The 16,752-nt window shown below is 69.3% G+C and carries 10 protein-coding genes; 5 read left to right on the forward strand and 5 right to left on the reverse strand.

Annotated features, from left to right (window positions below):
- Position 1 precedes the first annotated feature (1 nt).
- The 5 genes from C8E96_RS29945 to C8E96_RS29965 all read right to left on the reverse strand — a co-directional run bounded on the left by C8E96_RS29945 (position 2) and on the right by C8E96_RS29965 (position 11,095).
- Positions 2–2,485: a glycoside hydrolase family 31 protein gene (locus C8E96_RS29945; RefSeq protein WP_166658164.1), complete on the reverse strand. Its 2,484-nt coding sequence runs from the start codon at positions 2,483–2,485 to the stop codon at positions 2–4.
- A 225-nt stretch (positions 2,486–2,710) separates the two neighbouring features.
- Entirely contained in the window at positions 2,711–3,748 is a 1,038-nt protein-coding gene (locus tag C8E96_RS29950; RefSeq protein ID WP_166658165.1) for a LacI family DNA-binding transcriptional regulator, read from the reverse strand.
- Complete coding sequence (locus C8E96_RS29955) at positions 3,745–4,818, reverse strand: ABC transporter ATP-binding protein (protein ID WP_091377387.1); 1,074 nt, start codon at positions 4,816–4,818, stop codon at positions 3,745–3,747. The genes C8E96_RS29950 and C8E96_RS29955 overlap by 4 nt, the downstream gene beginning before the upstream one ends.
- Before the next feature lie 10 nt (positions 4,819–4,828).
- The gene (locus tag C8E96_RS29960) at positions 4,829–8,446 is read right to left on the reverse strand and encodes a TIM-barrel domain-containing protein (RefSeq protein ID WP_133794888.1); all 3,618 of its coding nucleotides are present in this window, start codon (positions 8,444–8,446) and stop codon (positions 4,829–4,831) included.
- Between the two features lie 12 nt (positions 8,447–8,458).
- Entirely contained in the window at positions 8,459–11,095 is a 2,637-nt protein-coding gene (locus tag C8E96_RS29965) for a glycoside hydrolase family 66 protein (protein ID WP_091377384.1), read from the reverse strand.
- 165 nt (positions 11,096–11,260) lie between these two features.
- Between C8E96_RS29965 and C8E96_RS29970 the strand changes: the two genes are divergently transcribed.
- Genes C8E96_RS29970 through C8E96_RS29990 form a run of 5 tightly spaced genes read left to right on the forward strand, consistent with a single transcriptional unit; the run spans position 11,261 to position 16,751 of the window.
- On the forward strand, positions 11,261–12,544 hold the full coding sequence (locus C8E96_RS29970) for an ROK family transcriptional regulator (protein ID WP_166658166.1): 1,284 nt from the start codon (positions 11,261–11,263) through the stop codon (positions 12,542–12,544).
- A 38-nt stretch (positions 12,545–12,582) separates the two neighbouring features.
- Positions 12,583–13,839, forward strand: coding sequence for an extracellular solute-binding protein (locus C8E96_RS29975; RefSeq protein ID WP_091377378.1), 1,257 nt, complete (start codon positions 12,583–12,585; stop codon positions 13,837–13,839).
- A gap of 4 nt (positions 13,840–13,843) precedes the next feature.
- Complete coding sequence (locus C8E96_RS29980) at positions 13,844–14,809, forward strand: carbohydrate ABC transporter permease (RefSeq protein ID WP_133794890.1); 966 nt, start codon at positions 13,844–13,846, stop codon at positions 14,807–14,809.
- Between the two features lies 1 nt (position 14,810).
- Positions 14,811–15,653, forward strand: a complete 843-nt coding sequence (locus C8E96_RS29985) for a carbohydrate ABC transporter permease (protein WP_228769994.1) — start codon at positions 14,811–14,813, stop codon at positions 15,651–15,653.
- Positions 15,654–15,662: 9 nt separating this feature from the next.
- Positions 15,663–16,751 (forward strand): glycoside hydrolase family 15 protein, encoded by a 1,089-nt coding sequence (locus tag C8E96_RS29990; RefSeq protein WP_091377368.1) that lies wholly within the window; start codon positions 15,663–15,665, stop codon positions 16,749–16,751.
- Position 16,752 lies beyond the last annotated feature (1 nt).

The following is a 16,752-nucleotide window of genomic DNA, read 5'->3' on the forward strand; positions in this document are numbered from 1 at the left end:
GTCAGAAGTGGACCTTGACCGCGGTCGCGGCCGCTGGCGCGGTCACCGTCGCGATCTTGGTGTTGGGGTCGTAGGACACGGTGGCCGCCGTCGCGCCCTTGGGCGCGGGAACGTCGTGCAGGCGCCAGGTCACGGTCGTGACCGTCGAGTCGTACCCGTCGTGGGCCATCCGCTTCTCCAGGGTGATGTCCTGCCCGGAGCGGGTCGCCGAGAACTCGGTCTCGTCGAACTCGCCCTTCTGGTGGTCCTTGGTGGCGCCGTCGTCCTCGTAGACGGTCGACTTCGCCGCGGTGTCCACCCACGCGTCGAGCACCAGGTCGGTCAGCGGCTTCTCGTCGTGGAACTGCTGCACCGCGCGGTTGGCCACGATCGAGTTCGACTGGACGTAGATCGGCAGCACGTCGAGCGGGGCCGCGGCGGTGATCGTCTGGCCACCCTCGAAGCTCTTGCCGGTCCACCAGTCCGTCCACTTGGAACCCGCGGGCAGGTACACCTCGCGGCTGGTGGCGCCCTGCTGCACGACCGGCGCGACGAGCAGGTCGTCGCCCCACATGAACTCGTGGTCGAGGTCGCGGACCTTGGGGTCGTTCTGGAACTCGTAGACCAGCGGCCGCTGCACGGGCGCACCGGTCACCGAGGCCTCGTGGAAGGCGGTGACGAGGTACGGCATCAGCTGGTACCGCAGGCTGATGTACTTCTTGGCGATCGCCTCGACCTCGGGGCCGAACGACCACGGCTCCTGCGAGTAGCCCTCGTTGCCGTGTCCCTGGTAGTGGACGCGGGCGTGCGGGTAGAACGCGCCCGCCTGCAGCCAGCGGGCCATCAGCTCCGGTGTGGCCTGCCCGGCGAAGCCACCGATGTCGCTGCCGACGTGCGGCACGCCGGAGAGGCCGATGTTCATCTGCATCGGCAGGGACATGGCCAGGTGGTCCCAGGTGCTGACGTTGTCGCCGGTCCACAGCGCGGCGTCGCGCTGCGAGCCCGCGTACATGTCGCGGGTCAGGATGAACGGCCGCTGGTTGGGCTGGAACTGCTCGAAGCCCTGCGTGGTCGCGTGGGTCTCCAGCATCCCGTACAGGTTGTGGATCTCGGTGGCCTGCTGGGTGCCGTGGTTGAACTCGGTGTCGTTGGGGATCGTGTGGTACTCGTTGTCGAACACGGCGGGCTCGTTCATGTCGAGCCAGATGCCTTCGACACCGCGGTCGAGCAGGGTGCCGTGGTGGTCCGCCCACCAGTTGCGCACGTCCTGGCGGGTGAAGTCGGGGAACTTCGACGGGCCGGGCCAGACCGAGCCGACGTAGTCCGAGCCGTCGGGGTTGGTCGCCCACGCGCCGATGTCGTTGCCCGAGTCGTAGACGCTGTAGCCGTCGTCGACCTTCACCGCCGGGTCGTTGATGGTCACCGTGCTGATGCCCATCGACTCCAGTTGCGCGTCGAGAGCCTCGGGGTTCTCGAACCCCTCGCCCCAGGTGAACACGCGGAACTCGTCCATGTAGTCGATGTCGAGGTTCATCGTGTCCAGCGGGATGCCGCGGTCGCGGTAGCCCTTGGCGACGTCGACGATCTTCTGGGCGGGCTCGTAGCCCCACGAGCTCTGCTGCCAGCCCAGCGACCAGTTCGGCGGCTGCTGGTAGCGGCCGGTGAGCTCGGTGTAGCTCTCCAGCACGTTCGGGATGTCGGGGCCGTTGAAGAAGTAGTAGTTCAGGTCGCCGCCGTCGGCGTAGAAGTAGTAGTAGTCGTCGCGCTCACTGGCCATCTCGAAGTACGACCGGTGCGTGTTGTCGAAGAAGACGCCGTACGCGTGGCCGTTGGGCTTGAGGCCCATGAAGAACGGGATGCTGGCGTAGAGGTACTTCTCCGTGGGCGAGTAGGCGTAGTTGTCGGTGTTCCACATGCGGATGCTGTCGCCCCGCTTGTTCAGGCCCCTGGTCTGCTCACCGAAGCCGTAGAAGTCCTCGCCCGGCTCGGTCTTCTTGAACACATAGGGCTTGCCCGCCTCGTAGCCCGATCCGTACGCCATGTCGTCGGCGTTGATCACATTTCCCTGGGGGTCGAGAACGCGGACGCCGAATCGGTCCATGGAAATCTCGACGGTGATCTTGTCGGTCTTGAGGGTGTAGTTCTTCTTCGACCGGTTGTGCTTGAACTTCGGAGTGCCCCAGTCCTTTTTCTGAATCGCGGGCGAAAAGTATTCGGCTTTACCCTTGGGCTGCACCGAGATCTTCAGGACGTCCTCGGAATAGAGCCGGACCAGGCCGAGGTAGCCGCCGAGGTCGAAGGTGGCGCCGTCCGCGGTCGGGGTCACACCCTGGACCGTGAGGGTTTGCAGGTTGTTCTTGTCCAGCGGGATTTCCGGATGCGGAGTGACCGCGTGCGCGAGGCCCGCGGTGAGCACGGAGGCGCCGAGCAGGGCGACGGTGGCCGCGGCGATGGTCCGCCGCTTTCGCCGCGCGGCTGGGCGCGTCCCTTGGAGTGTGAGATTCATGAGCATGCTCCTGCATGATCGGCGGCGCCGCGACCGCCCCGCGCGCGACGCCTGATAAACACGCCAGAATTCCTGGGCGGAATTCCTCGGGGCGAGAAGACTATGCGTGCGCGAAAGTAGCCGAGTCAAGGCGAAGTCGCCATTTTCCCAATTGCGCAAATAGCGGCCGTACAGTTGCGCAAATGGGCGCGGAAACAATGCGGAAATGCCTGGGAGAATACGGGGTCATACCGCCAAAGGCGCAAGGGCGCGCGGCAGACCGCAGCCGCAGCTCGACCGGTGCATGATCTCGGCGGGGTACCGGTTGACCTGCCACGGCGCGGCGTCGTCGTCGAGGCGCCGCAGCAGCAGCTGGGCGGCCCTGGCCCCGATCGTCCCGGCGGGCTGGGCGACGGTGGTCAAACCGGGGTCGAAGTAGTCCGCCCACGGGAAGTCGTCGAACCCGACCACCGCCATTTCCTGCGGCACGTGCACACCGGCGGCGCGCAGCGCGGCGATCGCGCCGATGACCATGTTGTTGTTCGCGGCGAAGACCGCCGTGGGCGGCGGGTTCATCTCCAGCAGGTCCAGCATCGCCTTGCGCCCGCCCTCGTAGCTGGACTCGCCGCAGGCCAGCAGCGCGACGTCGGTCGGCACCTGCCGGATCTTGTGGGCCAGTTCGTAGCCGCGCACGCGTTCCTCGCTCGTGGACAGCCCGCGCAGTCCCGCGATCATGGCGATCCTGGTGTGCCCGATGGCGAGCAGGTGGTCGACCACCGCGGCCGCCGACGCCTCGTTCTCGACACCGACCTGGTCGACCGGCAGCTCGCAGAACCGGTCGACCACGACGAACGGCACCGGCACGTCGCGCAGGACCGGGCACGGCAGGTCCCGCCAGCCGTGCGCGGGCGCGACGATCAGCCCGTCGACGCCACGGTCGAGCAGGGTCGCCACCGCCGACGCCTCGTGCCGGGGGTCGTCCCGGGTGTCGACCACGACCAGGCCGAGTCCCGCCGCCTCGGCGGCGGCGCTCGCGCCGCGGATCAGGTCGACCCAGTACGCGTCCGACGCGGTCGCCGTCATTGCCAGGCCGATGGCCCTGGTCGCCGCCCTGGCGGGCCGGGCGCCGACGTCACGGGCGTAGCCGAGCAGCCGCATCGACTCGTGCACCCTGGCCCGGGTGGCGGGCGCGACGGACCTGGTCCCGTTGACCACATGCGAGACAGTCGTGATCGACACCCCGGCGGCGCGGGCGATGTCGGCCATCCTGATCGAGAGGGTCATCGCCATCGTTCCCCACTGACGGTGTCGAAGAAGTGCGCCGAGCCCGGCCGAAGTGCCAGCCACACCTTGGATCCCGGCCGCGGCGGGGTGCGCGGGTCGACCCGGGCGACGACCTGCGGGCCGCCCGCGGTGGCACGGCCGTAGAGGAACGCGTCCGCGCCGAGTTCCTCCACGAGCTCGACGGTGACGGGGAACGCCTGCCGGGTGGCGCCGGTGACCAGGTCCAGTGATTCCGGGCGGAAACCGATGGTCACCGTCCCCGCGCGGCCCGGCGAACGCGGCACCGGGATCTCGGCGGTTCCCGCGATGACCGCGCGGCCGTCGATGACCGGGCACTCGCACAGGTTCATCGCGGGCGAGCCGATGAACCCCGCCACGAACACGTTCGCCGGGGTGTCGTAGAGCTCGCGCGGCGCGCCGCACTGCTGCAGGACGCCCTCCCGCAGGACCGCGACGCGGTCGCCCATGGTCATCGCCTCGACTTGGTCATGGGTGACGTACACCGTGGTCACCGCGAGCCTGCGCTGCAGCGCGGCGATCTGCGCGCGGGTCTGCACGCGCAGCTTCGCGTCCAGATTGGACAGTGGCTCGTCCATGCAGAACACCTTGGGCGAGCGGACGATGGCGCGCCCCATGGCCACCCGCTGGCGCTGTCCGCCGGACAGGGCCTTGGGTTTGCGGTGCAGGTAGTCGGTCAGGTCGAGCAGCCGCGCCGCCTCGGCGACCCGCTGGTCGCGCTCGGCGCGCGGCACGCCCGCGATGCGCAGCGCGAAACCCATGTTCTCCGCGACGGTCATGTGCGGGTAGAGCGCGTAGTTCTGGAACACCATGGCGATGTCCCGGTCCTTGGCCGCCAGCCCGGTCACCTCGCGGCCGTCGATGCGGATGCTGCCGGAGCGCACCGGCTCCAGCCCGGCGAGCATCCGCAGCGAGGTGGACTTGCCGCACCCGGACGGGCCGACCATGACCAGGAACTCACCGTCCTGGATCGCCAGGTCCAGCGCGTCCACCGCGGGCTGGTCGGCGCTGTCGTACTGGCAGGTGGCTGCCTCATAGGTCACGGTCGCCATGGCGGGCCCTTCAGAAGTCGACGACCAGGTGGTCGAGGTTGACGTTGCCGGAATCGGTTGGGCCGTAGGAGAAGGAGATCGTGTTGGCGCCCGCGGTGAGCGCGACCTGGCTGGTCTGGCTGATCCAGGTGTCCCAGTCGGCCATGGCCGGGACGGTGAGTGGGACGGGCGTGCCGTTGACGGTCCTGGTGAGCGTGCGGGCGCCGCCGGTGGCGTTGGCGAAGCGCGCGGTGAGCGGGTAGGTGCCCGCGGCGGGGGCGTGCACGGTGAACGTCGCCGTCGCGCCGACGGCGGTGAACCGGTCGACGAAGCCGCTGCCGGAGTAGCCGACGTGGTCGGCGACGCGCTGCGCGCCACCGGTCAGCGCCCCGGTCTCCGCCTCGACCACCAGCCGGCACGGCGCCGCACCTGGCGCCACGTCCAGGTGATCGAGGTTGACGTCGCCGTCGGGCCCGTGCTTGTACGCCACGGTGTTGGCGCCCGCGGCAAGCGGGAGCTGGACCGTGTGCTCGCCCCAGGTGTCCCAGTTGGGCAAGGCGGGCAGGGTGATCTCGGAGTGGGTGCCGTTCACGGCGAGGGTCAGCCGCTTCGCCGACCCGGTCGCGTTGGCGTAGCGCAGCGTCGCGGCGTGCGGTCCCGCCGTCGCCGCGTCGACGGTGAAGGTGGTCGTGGCGCCCGTGTTCCAGTAGCCGTCGACGAAACCCCCGCCCGAATAGCCGACGTGGTTGGACGCGCTGCGCGCCCCGCCCGAGTGGGCCGCCGCCTCCGCCTGGTGTCTGGCGCCGCAGCGGGGCGCGTCCGCCGAGAGCGTCAGCGAGTCGAGGTTGACGTCGCCGCTGTCGGCGGGACCGCGCGCGTAGGTGATCGTGTTGGCGCCCGGTCGGAGGGAGACCTGGGTGGTCTGGGTGCCCCAGGTGTCCCAGTTCGCCAGCGGCGGCAGGGTGAGCTGGTCCCGTACCCCGTTGACCGTGACGCTGAGCGTGCGCGGCGCGCCGGTGGCGTTGGCGTAGCGCAGGGTCGCGGCGTGGCGGCCCGCGTTCGCCGCGGTGACGGTGAACGCGGTGGTGGCGCCGACGTTCCAGTAGCCGTCAACGAACCCGGCGCCCGAGTGTCCCGCGTGGTTCGTGGCCTGCCCAGCGCCGCCGGACAGGGCGGCGTTCTCCGCCTCCACGGTCGACGTGGTGGCGGTTCCCGGCGCCGATCCGGCGACGACGACCTGCTTGGCCGTGCCCACGGCGACGCGCACCGCCGTGTACGGGCCGTACTGGTCGGTGCCGGTCGCCCAGCCCTCGCCGGGCGCGGCCTTCAGGGCGGCCAGGCTGTCGTACCGCTGCGCTCCCGTCCCGTCGATCGTCGCCCCGGTGCCCGACCACTTGTTGACCTTCACGACGTGATGGGTCAGCGGCGTGGCATAGGTTCCCGTCCTCGGATCGGTCGTCACCGTGACGGAGTCCGCCGACCGGCGCGCGGTCACCCGCTGCTTGAAGTACGACCCGTTCTCATACCCGTTGGTGACCCCATCGTCGTCGTACACAGTGGCCTGAGAGGTCGCCGAGCCGGGGAACACGTTGAGTTCCTGCTGCCGCACGACGCTCTCCCCGACGTGCTGCTGGACGTCCTGGGTGGCCACGATCCCGCCCTCCCGCACGAACAGCGGGATGTCACGCCACGTGGAAGCGTTCACCGGGTAGTCGATCGTCACCGGGCCGGTGTAGCTGGTCCCGCGGAACCAGTCGGTCCATGTCCCCTCCGGCAGGTACACCCGCTTGCTCGCCACATCCTGCTCGACCACCGGGGCGACCAGCAGGGAGTCGCCGAACATCCACTCGCTGGTCAGGTTCGCCGCGGTCGGGTCGTCGGGGAACTCGGCGAACAGGGGCCGCACCAGGCCGATCCCGGTCTCGTGGTTGGCCCGGTCGTGGGCGTAGATGTACGGCATCAACTTGCTGCGCAGTTCGATGGCCTCCTTGGCGGCCAGCTCCGCGGTCGGACCGAACACCCACGGCTGCCGCTGCTTGTTGTGCGTGCCATGGACCCGGTAGAGCGGGACGAACGCGCCGAACTGCATCCACCGCGCGTAGGTCTGCGCGGTCGGGTCGCCGGAGAAGCCACCGATGTCCATGCCCCACTTGGTCTCGCCGAGATTGACCGCGGTCAGCATTCGGGTCCGCTGGTTCGCCATCGTCGTCGCGTCGGAGTCGATGTCGCCGGACCACATGCCGTAGCCGTAGCGCTGCCCGCCGAGGTAGAAGTTTCGGTTGAGCGACATGACTCGCTTGTCCGTGTGCAGCCGCTGCCCCTCATACAGGGACCGCTGCATGTTGACGTGCTGCAGGCTGTTGAACACATACCCGCCTGCCTCGTCGGCCTCGTCGTTCCACCAGCCCGCGATGCCGGTGTCGGCCAACGGCTTGGAGTGCTGCCAGAACCACTCCCGGCAGTGCTGCTTGGCGAAGTCGACGTCGTTCGCCAGCCGGTGGGAGAAGTACTCCGGGTAGTCGGCGCGGCCGGGGTAGAAGCAGTGGTTGTCCTTGCCCCACTGGCCTTGCACGGTGTTCCCGCCGCCCGCCTTCTCCACGATGACCCGCGGTTTCATGATGCCCATGAGCTTCACGCCCGCCGCGGCCATGGTCGCCGCGAACGCCCCCGACGCGCCGTCGGGGAACTTGTTCGGATGGACGTTGCCAGCACCGGACGTGGAGTTCCAGCGGAACTCGCCGTGGTCGTCCTCACCCCAGGCCTTGAAGTCGAAGTCCAGGGTGAACGCGTCGAGCGGGATGCCGCGGCTGCGGTAGCCCCGCACGATCGCCTCGACCTCGGCCTGGTCGCTGCCCCACTCGCTGTTGTTGAACCCGAACGCCCACTTCGGTGACATGGCGGGCTTTCCGGAGATCTCCGCGACCGCGCCCATGGTGTTCTTGGGCGCGCCGACCGTCACGTAGTACGCGACGTTCACCTTCGACACCCCGCTGTACTCCAGCGCGGTGTCGGTGATCGCGAAGTCGCCGTCGACCGAGTCGACCAGCAGCCCGTACCGGTTCGTGTAAGCCAGCGGAGCACCGGCGTCGCCCTGTTGGTTGGCGCTGACCCGGCCGCCGTCGTTGCGCTGCATGCCCTCGGCGAGGTTCTGCTTCGGGTCGTTCTCCGCCCACGGCACCGGGCTGCTGGTGATGCCGTAGAACCGGTCACCCGCGGCGTGGGTGAACTTCACGCCGTCCGGGTGCACGCCTTCGGCGGCCTGCTCCCGCAGGACCAGCGCGCCCACGGAGTCGTAAATGGACAGTCGGGCCGGGTTCTTGTCGATCTTGACCGTCAGCCGTGCGGTGGTGACGACCATCGGGTCGGACGCGGTGTCGATCGAGGCGGTGTTGCCGCTCCCCCACGTCTTGGCCGGGTCGATCACCTGCGTGGGCGCCTCGAAGTCGCCGCCCGGCCGGTAGTCGACCTTGACGATGTCGGGCCGGAGCACCTGGACGATCAGGTTGTCGGCGCCCACGGAGATGTCGAGGGTGTCGCCGGTGACGGTCACCCCGGTGACCGCGCCGAGTCCCGCCGCGTGCGCGGGAACGGTCGCTATCGCTGTGGTGGCAAGGGCAATGGCGGTGGCGAGCAGCGCTGCTCGGCGCATCGGAGACTCCGCTCAGCTCGGGGTGACGGTCAGGTGGTCGACGTTGATCGCGTTGGTGTCCTGTGGACCGCGCCAGAGCACGACGGTGTGCAGCCCGGCCGAGAGCTGGACGGTCACCGCCACGTCGGACCACGTGTCCCAGTTGCCCAGGCCACCGAAGGTGGGTCTGGACTGGATCGCCCCGTCGACCGCCACTGTGCGCACCGCGGGCGCGCCGCCGTTGCCGTAGCGGAACTTCAGTGTGTAGCTGCCGCTCGTGGGGGCCTGGACGACGAAGGAGACGCCGCTGTCGGACGGCCCGAAGTTGTCCACGAACCCGGTGCCGGTGTAGCCGGCGTGGTCGGTGCCGACCGTGACCGCCGTCTTGGTCGCCGTCTCGGCCTCGTACCGGTCGGCGGCGGGCGGGGAGAAGCCGCGCGGGATGTAGACCATGTCCCAGTACCGCAGCGACGGCAGGGTGAACTGAAGGTACCGGCCCGAGGAGTCCGTGCCCGTGGTGTACGGGAGTGACGCGCTGACACCGTTGTTGGTGTCCGGGGAGGCGACGTAGACGCCGGTGGGATTCATGTCCGGGCCGATGTAGTACTTGACCGGGATGTTGTTCAGCGTCGGCGCGGTGCTCGCCGCGTTGCGCCACACGTCGTCGTTGCCGATGAGGTTGACCAGGTTGATCACGTCGTGCGTCGAGGTCCGCGACAGGTTGGTCCACACCGTGTTGCCGGTGGCGTCCGGGCTGGTGGCGACGCCGCTGAGCTTGACGAACTGCGCCCCGGAGTCGGTGTTGACCGCGTCGAACAGCAGGTTCTCGTACGCGGTGGTGAAGTCGTAGTAGTCCTTCATCCACGCCGAGAGCGAGTTCGGCATCTGCTTGTAGTGGTTCGGGAAGTACGGGTGGGTGAGCATCTGCCCGCCCTCCCCCATCTCGATGTGGCTCGCGCCCATCGCCGCGAAGGCCGCGTTGGTCAGGCGCACCGACGCCTCGTCGAACGTGCCGAGCGTCAGGTTGTCGAGGTTGACCCAGCCCGCCGTGTCGACCCGCAGCCGCAGCGTGTGGGTGCCCGGGGTCAGGTGGACGACCTTGTACGCGTCGTAGTCCCAGGTGTCCCAGCTGTTGTGCGTCGGCTTGAACGGGAACCGGACCGTCCCGGCGTCGACGCCGTCCACGAGCAGAGTGCGCGAGACGGGGGCGCCGGTGGCGTTGGCGTGGCTGAAGTTCAGCGAGTAGTCGCGCTCCTCGGGGACGGTCACGCTGAACTCGACCCAGTCGCCGACGTCACCGTAGCCGTCGACGAACCCGGTGCCGGTGTAGCCGGTGTGGTTGGTGTTGACGCCGACCCCGTTGCGCGTGGCGTTCTCCGCCTCGTAGCGCGGGCCGAGGTTCTCGCCGTAGTTCATGTACGCGGCCAGCACCATGGCCTTGCTCGCGCCGTCGACCTTGGGCGCGTCGCGGCGCGCGGCGTGCACGTAGTTCTTCAGCGACTGGTAGGTGGGCGCCGCGTCCCAGATCTCGGAGTACAGGAAGTCGACGTCGGCGTTGGCGGTCACGTCGGCGACGCCGAACCCGCCGTCCGCGCCGTCGACCAGGTTGAACGCGGTCACCGCGCGGTTCGGGTCGTTCGCGGTGAGCGCCGCCTTGGCCGCGTCCACGATCCCGGAGAAGCTGCTGGTCAGCGGCACCGGACTGCCGTCGTGGGTGTGGTAGGTGCCCTGCCACGCGCCGAGCTGGTCCATGTGGACGCCGTCGAAGCCCATGGTGTCGACCTGGTCGACGTACTCGCCGACGATGTGGTCACGCCAGTTCGGGTCCTGCGGGTTGAACATCCACAGGTTGGTCTGCGGGTCCATGTCGCCGAAGTCGAACTGCCACTGCTGGGCGTGGGCGGTGTCGTTGAACAAACCCCAGGTCGGGGAGACGCCGGAGACCTGCTCGTAGTCCTGCAGACCCGCGTAGGTCATCGCGTACGGCATCGCGGCCACGCCCGCGTCGTGGGCGGCGTCGATCTGGTTGACCACCGACTGCCGCGCGATCGGGATGCCGGACCAGTCGTCCCAGGTGTCGGCGACGACCCCATTGACCCGCTTGATCGGCTTCTCGTGCCGCCACATCCAGTCGTAGAGCTGCACGGCGTTGAGGTGGTAGTCGCGCACGAGCTGCTGGACCTTGGCCCGCGCCTGCTCGGTCGTCTCACCGACCGGGAAGTCGTGCAGGTAGCCGTAGCGCGGATAGCGGGTCCACGTGCTGGAGACGTCGACCGCGGTGACGTCCTTGGAGCCGTCGGCGGTGACCTCGGCGAGGTAGCCGCGGAAGTCGGTCGAGGGGGCGGTCCAGTTCAGGGTGACCGCGACCTGCTGTCCGGCGGGGACGCTCGCCTGCTGCGAGACCGAGCCCGCCCCCTGGGCGAGGTGGGTCATCGACAGCTGCACCGGACCGGTCCACCCGGACCCGGAGTTGTTCTTCAACACGGCCACGACAGGCACTTGGGCGCCGGGTGCGTAGCGCGCCTTGTCGACGTACACGTCGGTGACGAAAACGTCGCCGACGGCGAGCGCGGTGGGCGGCGTGGTGAGTGCGACGAGGGCCGCGGTGGAGAGGAGAGTGAGGCCAGTACGCGATAACCGGCGACGAACGACGGACGAGGTGGCTGGCATTGGGCGCCTCCGAGTCGGGAGTCCCGGAAGCGTGACACCGTGAATTTCGTGTGTCAAGAAAGTGACGGAACGTGCGGGGGATTTCCGCCGAATTTCTTGACACACGAAATTTGAGACCTGATGATGGCTCCACTCCGGACGGAGCGGAGGGACCGAGAGGCAGCGATGAACACCGACAGCCCCACCCCCGGCGGCCAATCCCGCGGCCGGAGCACAGCACAGGCGACAACCTCGCCCACGCTCACCTTCCCCACCTACGGCAGGCCCGGCGGCGCTGCCGACGTCATCGGCGAGCAGACCCGGGCGCAGGTGTTCGCGGCGCTGCTCAGCGGCGGACCGCTCTCCCGCACCCAGCTGGCCCAGCGCACCGGGCTGTCCGCGTCCAGCGTCACCAAGGTCGTCACCCCGCTGCTGGAGTCCGACTACGTGCTCGAAGTGGGCGTCGCACCCGCCGAGGGCGGAGCGGGCAGGCCGCAGCGGATGCTCGCGGTCAACCCGGAGCGGCACGCGGTCGTCGGGGTCAAGCTGCACCCGGCGCACGTGACGGCGGTGGTCACCGACATGGCCGCCAGGGTCACCGCCCGCGGAAGCCGCAAGCTGCGCAGCTCGCGGCCGGAGCTGGTGCTCGCCGCCGCGACGGAACTGGTCGGCGAGCTGCTGTCCGGCCGCGGACCCGAGGTCCCCACCGTCCTGGGACTCGGCGTCGGCGTCGGCGGGCACGTCGACACCGCGGCCGGTGTCTGCGTCCGCTCCGGCGTGCTCGGCTGGGAATCGGTCGACATCGCGGGCCCGCTGGCGAAGTCGACGGGACTGGGCACGGTCGTCAGCAACGACATGAGCACGCTCGTCATCGCCGAGCACTGGTTCGGCAAGGGCCGCGACACCGCCTCCTTCGCGGTCGTCTCGGTCGGCGCGGGCATCGGCTGCGGGCTGATGATCGGCGGGAACCTGCACACCGGCACGTCCGGGACGGCGGGCGAACTCGGGCACATCCCGCTCTCGCCGCGCGGTCCCAAGTGCACCTGCGGCAACCGGGGCTGCCTGGAGGCGGTCGCCTCGACCGGCGCGATCCTGCGCGGGATCGAGGAGCGCGGCGGCCCGAAGTGCAAGACGCTGGCCCAGGCCATGCGGCTGGCGCACGACGACCATGGCACGGGCGGGGCCGCCGCCAAGGCCACGTTCGAGAACACCGGTGAGGCGCTCGGCCGCGGCCTCGCCACGCTCTGCAACCTGCTCAACCTGGAAAAGATCATCCTGTCCGGCGAGGGCGCGGTCGCCTACGACCTGTTCGGCCCCTCGCTGCAGGCCGCCTGGCGCGCGCACAGCTTCTCCACCGCCGCGCAGGACTGCGAACTGATCATCGACGTCGTCGATGACGACCTCTGGGCACGTGGTGCGGCCTGCCTGGTCATCCAGGCCGCCGTCGGGGTGTCGCCCGCGAGCCGCTGAATCCCGGCCTGTCTTGGCCGGTACTGAAAGGACATGCCATGACAGGCACGAAGGTGCTGGCGATGCTGGCCGCGACGGCGTTGGCCACCGCGGGCTGCGGCTCGTCGGGAGAGCAGCCGAGCAGTGGTCCGGTGACCGTCACCTACTGGCACGGGTACAACGAGACCGGCGAGGAACTGCAGACACTGCGTGACGTCGTGATCCCCGCGTTCGAGAAGGCCCACCCGAACATCAAGGTCAAGCAGGTCCCCTTCCCGGACGAGGCCCTGCGGCAGAAGGTGCTCGGCGCCGCGGCGGGCGGGGAGCTGCCCTGCCTGCTGCGCAGCGACATCGTCTGGGTGCCGGAACTGGCCAAGCTCGGTGTGCTGGAACCGCTCGACGCCAAGCTCAAGGACTTCGACGCGCTGGCCAAGCGGACCTTCCCCGGCCCGCTGGAGACGAACAAGTACCGCGACAAGTACTACGGCCTGCCGCTCGACACCAACACCCGGGTGCTGATGTACACCCCCGCCGCGCTCAAGGCCGCGGGCCTGGAGAAGGCGCCGGAGACGTTCGAGGACGTGCGGGCGGCGGCGGCCAAGCTCAAGGGCTCCCCCGTCAAGGCGTTCGCCGACGGTGGCACCGACGGCTGGAACCTGCTGCCGTGGATCTGGTCCGCGGGCGGCGACCTGCTCAATCCTGAGCTGACCAAGGCCTCCGGATATCTCGACTCGCCGGAGAGCGTCGCGGCGGTGCAGCTGCTCGTCGACCTCCGCAACGAGGGCCAGCTGCCCGACATCATGCTCGGCGGCACCGGCGGCACACCGACCGACGAGGGCATCGCCAAGGGCGAGTACCTGTCCACACTGGACGGTCCGTGGACGTTCCCGATCTACGAGAAGCAGTTCCCCGGTGTCACCGTGGCCACCTCGAAGATGCCCGCGGGTCCCGGCGGCAGTGTCTCCGTCGTCGGCGGTGAGGACATCGTGATGACGAAGTCCTGCCCGGACAAGGAAGCGGGCGGCGAGTTCATCCGCTACCTGCTCTCCGACGAGGCACAGCTGGAGATGGCCAAGGTCGGCCAGATGCCCGTGCTCGCCGACCTCGGCGCGCGGCTCACCTCGATCAAGCCCTACTACGGGATCTTCGTCGAGCAGCTCAAGACCGCCCGCCCGCGCCCGCCGGTGCCGCAGTACAAGAAGATCGAAAGCCTGCTCTCCCAGCACGTGGCGGAGGCCCTCAAGGGCACCGTCAGCCCGCAGCAGGCGCTGACCGACGCCGCCCGGGCCATCGACGCCGTGCTGGCGCAGGACTGACACCGTGTCGGTCCTGGCTTCCGAAGCCACCGCGCGACCCGCTTCCGTTCCCGTACGCGGGAGCGGGCCGCGCGGCCCACGGCTGAGCACCAGACTGCGCGCCGCGCGCGTGCCCTACCTGTTCCTGCTGCCGGGGTTCGCCGTGTTCGTCCTGGTCATGGCCTACCCCATGGCGCAGGCGTTCCGGATCAGCCTGCACGAGTGGAACATCCTGCCCGGCGCCGAGAGCACGTTCGTCGGCGTCGCGAACTACCTGCGGGCGCTCGAAGACCCGGTGTTCTGGAAAGCGCTGGTCAACACCGGCGTCTACATGCTCGCCACGGTGCCCGCGCAGCTCGCGCTGGGCATGCTGGTCGCGCTGATGCTCAACCGGGCCATCAAGGGGCGCACCTGGTTCCGGGCGCTGTACTACCTGCCCGTGGTGACCAGCTGGGTTGTGGTGTCGCTGCTGTTCCGCTACCTGTTCGTCACCGACGCCGGGCTGGTCAACTACGTGCTGGTCGACCTCCTGCACGTGACCGACACACGCATCGCCTGGCTGCAGAACCGGTGGACCGCGATGGTGGCGATCTGCGCGCTGGGCATCTGGAAGGGCGTCGGCTGGTCGATGATCATCTTCCTGGCGGCGCTGCAGAACGTGCCCAAGGAGCTGACCGAGGCGGCCGAACTCGACGGGGCCTCCCCCACCCGGCGGTTCTTCTCGGTGGTGCTGCCGATGTTGCGCGCGGCTGTCGCGTTCGTGACGATCATGCTGGTGATCGGCGGGTTCAACGCGTTCACCTCGATCTACCTGATGACCGGCGGCGGGCCGGGCAACGACACCCAGGTGCTGCTCACCTACATGTACGAGCAGGCGTTCGACTTCCTCGACTTCGGCTACGGCTCGTCGATCGCCTACCTCCTCACGCTGATCGTGTTCGCGCTGAGCGTCGTGCAGTTCCGCGTGTTCCGCTATTCCGAGGAGGACTAGCGTGTCTGTCCACAGTGACCGGACAGCCCGGCGCAACCCGTTGGTATACCTCGTGCTCGTGGCCGGGCTGCTGCTGACGATCACACCGTTCCTGGTGATGATCTCGACGTCGTTCACCGACCAGAGCCTCGTGCTGGAGCTGCCGCCCAAGCTGCTCCCGGCCGACCCGACGACCCGCAACTACACCGACGCGCTGAGCTCCAGCGGCTTCGCGCTGTACTTCGCCAACAGCGCGGTGGTCGCGGTGGCGACGGTGGCAGGAGTGCTGCTGCTGTCGTCGATGATGGCGTTCGCCTTCGCCCGCTTCACCTTCCCCGGCAAGTCCGTGCTGTTCGGCGCGTTGATGGCGGCGCTGATGATCCCGGGGATGATCCTGATTCTCCCGCAGTTCCTGGTGGCCAGGGACCTCGGCCTGATCGACAGCAGGCTCGGGCTGGTGCTGTTCTACGTCGGCGCCCAGCTCGCATTCATCACGTTCCTGCTGCGCGGCTTCTTCCAGTCCGTGCCCAGGGAACTGGAGGAGGCCATGGAACTCGACGGCGCCGGGCCGTGGCGGGTCTACTGGAACCTGATGCTGCCGCTGTCGCGCCCGGCTTTGGCGACCGCGGCGATCTTCACTTTCCTCGGCGCCTGGGACGAGTTCGCCTGGGCGCTGACCATCATCAACGACCCGGACAAGCGCACCCTGCCCATCGCCATCGCACTGTTCCAGGGCCAGTACTCGACCTCGTGGGGCCTGGTGTTCGCCGCGTCGGTGATCGCGGTGGTCCCGGTGATCGTCATCTTCGTCGTCTTCCAGAGGCACTTCGTATCCGGGCTCCGCTCTGGCGCCCTGAAAGGCTGAGACCACACCATGACCGCTCTTGGGGAGCACTCTCACACCGCCGCCGACCTGGTCGCCTCCAGCATCAGGGTGATCCGCGACGGCCAACACCCGGGCGGCGGCTACGTCGCCTGCCCGACCTACCCGACCTACGGGTTCGCCTGGCTGCGGGACGGGGCTTTCTGCGCCTACGCCATGGAGTTGCACGGCGAGCAGGACAGCGCCGCCGCGTTCCACCGGTTCGTCGCGAACACCGTGCTCGACCACGAGGACCGGTTCCGCGCGGCGATCAGGCGGGAATACGGCTCCGCCGACCACATGCCGCCCACCCGGTACACCCTGGCGGGCGAGATCGAGGCCGAGGGGACCGCCGACGAGGTCTGGCCGAACTTCCAGCTCGACGGGTACGGCACCTGGCTGTGGGTGCTCGCCGACCACGCCCACCGGGGCGGGGTCCTCGGCGAGCGGGTCCGGCAGGCCGCGGAGCTGGTCACCCGGTACCTGTGCGCCGCGGGCCATCTCGCCTGCTACGACTGCTGGGAGGAGTTCGGCGACCTGCGCCACACCGCGACACTGGGCGCGGTGATCGCCGGGCTGGAGGCGTTCGGCGATGAGATCGCGGTGCGTCGGGCGGCGGAACTGCGGGAGCTGCTGCACGCCCAGCACGTCCGGGACGGGTCGTTCGTCAAGCACGTGGGCAGCTCCGCCGTGGACGCCAGCCTGCTGTGGCTGGCGCTGCCGTTCGGGGTGGTGCCGGTCGACGACCCGGTGATGGCCCGCACGGCGGCGCGGGTGGCCGCGGAGCTGACCGGGCCGTCCGGCGGCACCCGGCGGTACCTGGGCGACACGTTCTACGGCGGCGGCGAGTGGGTGCTGCTCACCGCGTGGCTCGGCTGGTTCCACGCCGCGTCGGGCGATCGGGAGTCCGCGGCCCGGCTGCTGGCGTGGGTCGAGCGGCAGACCGTCGAGTCGGGCCACCTGCCGGAGCAGGTGATCACCGACCCGCAGGCGCCCGAGCGGGTCGCGGAGTGGGTGGACCGGTGGGGTCCGGTCGCGACTCCGCTGCTGTGGTCGCACGCCATGTACCTGGTGCTGGTCCATGCTCTGGACGAGGGGTGAG

Source organism: Actinokineospora alba, from assembly GCF_004362515.1.
GTDB classification, from domain to species: domain Bacteria; phylum Actinomycetota; class Actinomycetes; order Mycobacteriales; family Pseudonocardiaceae; genus Actinokineospora; species Actinokineospora alba.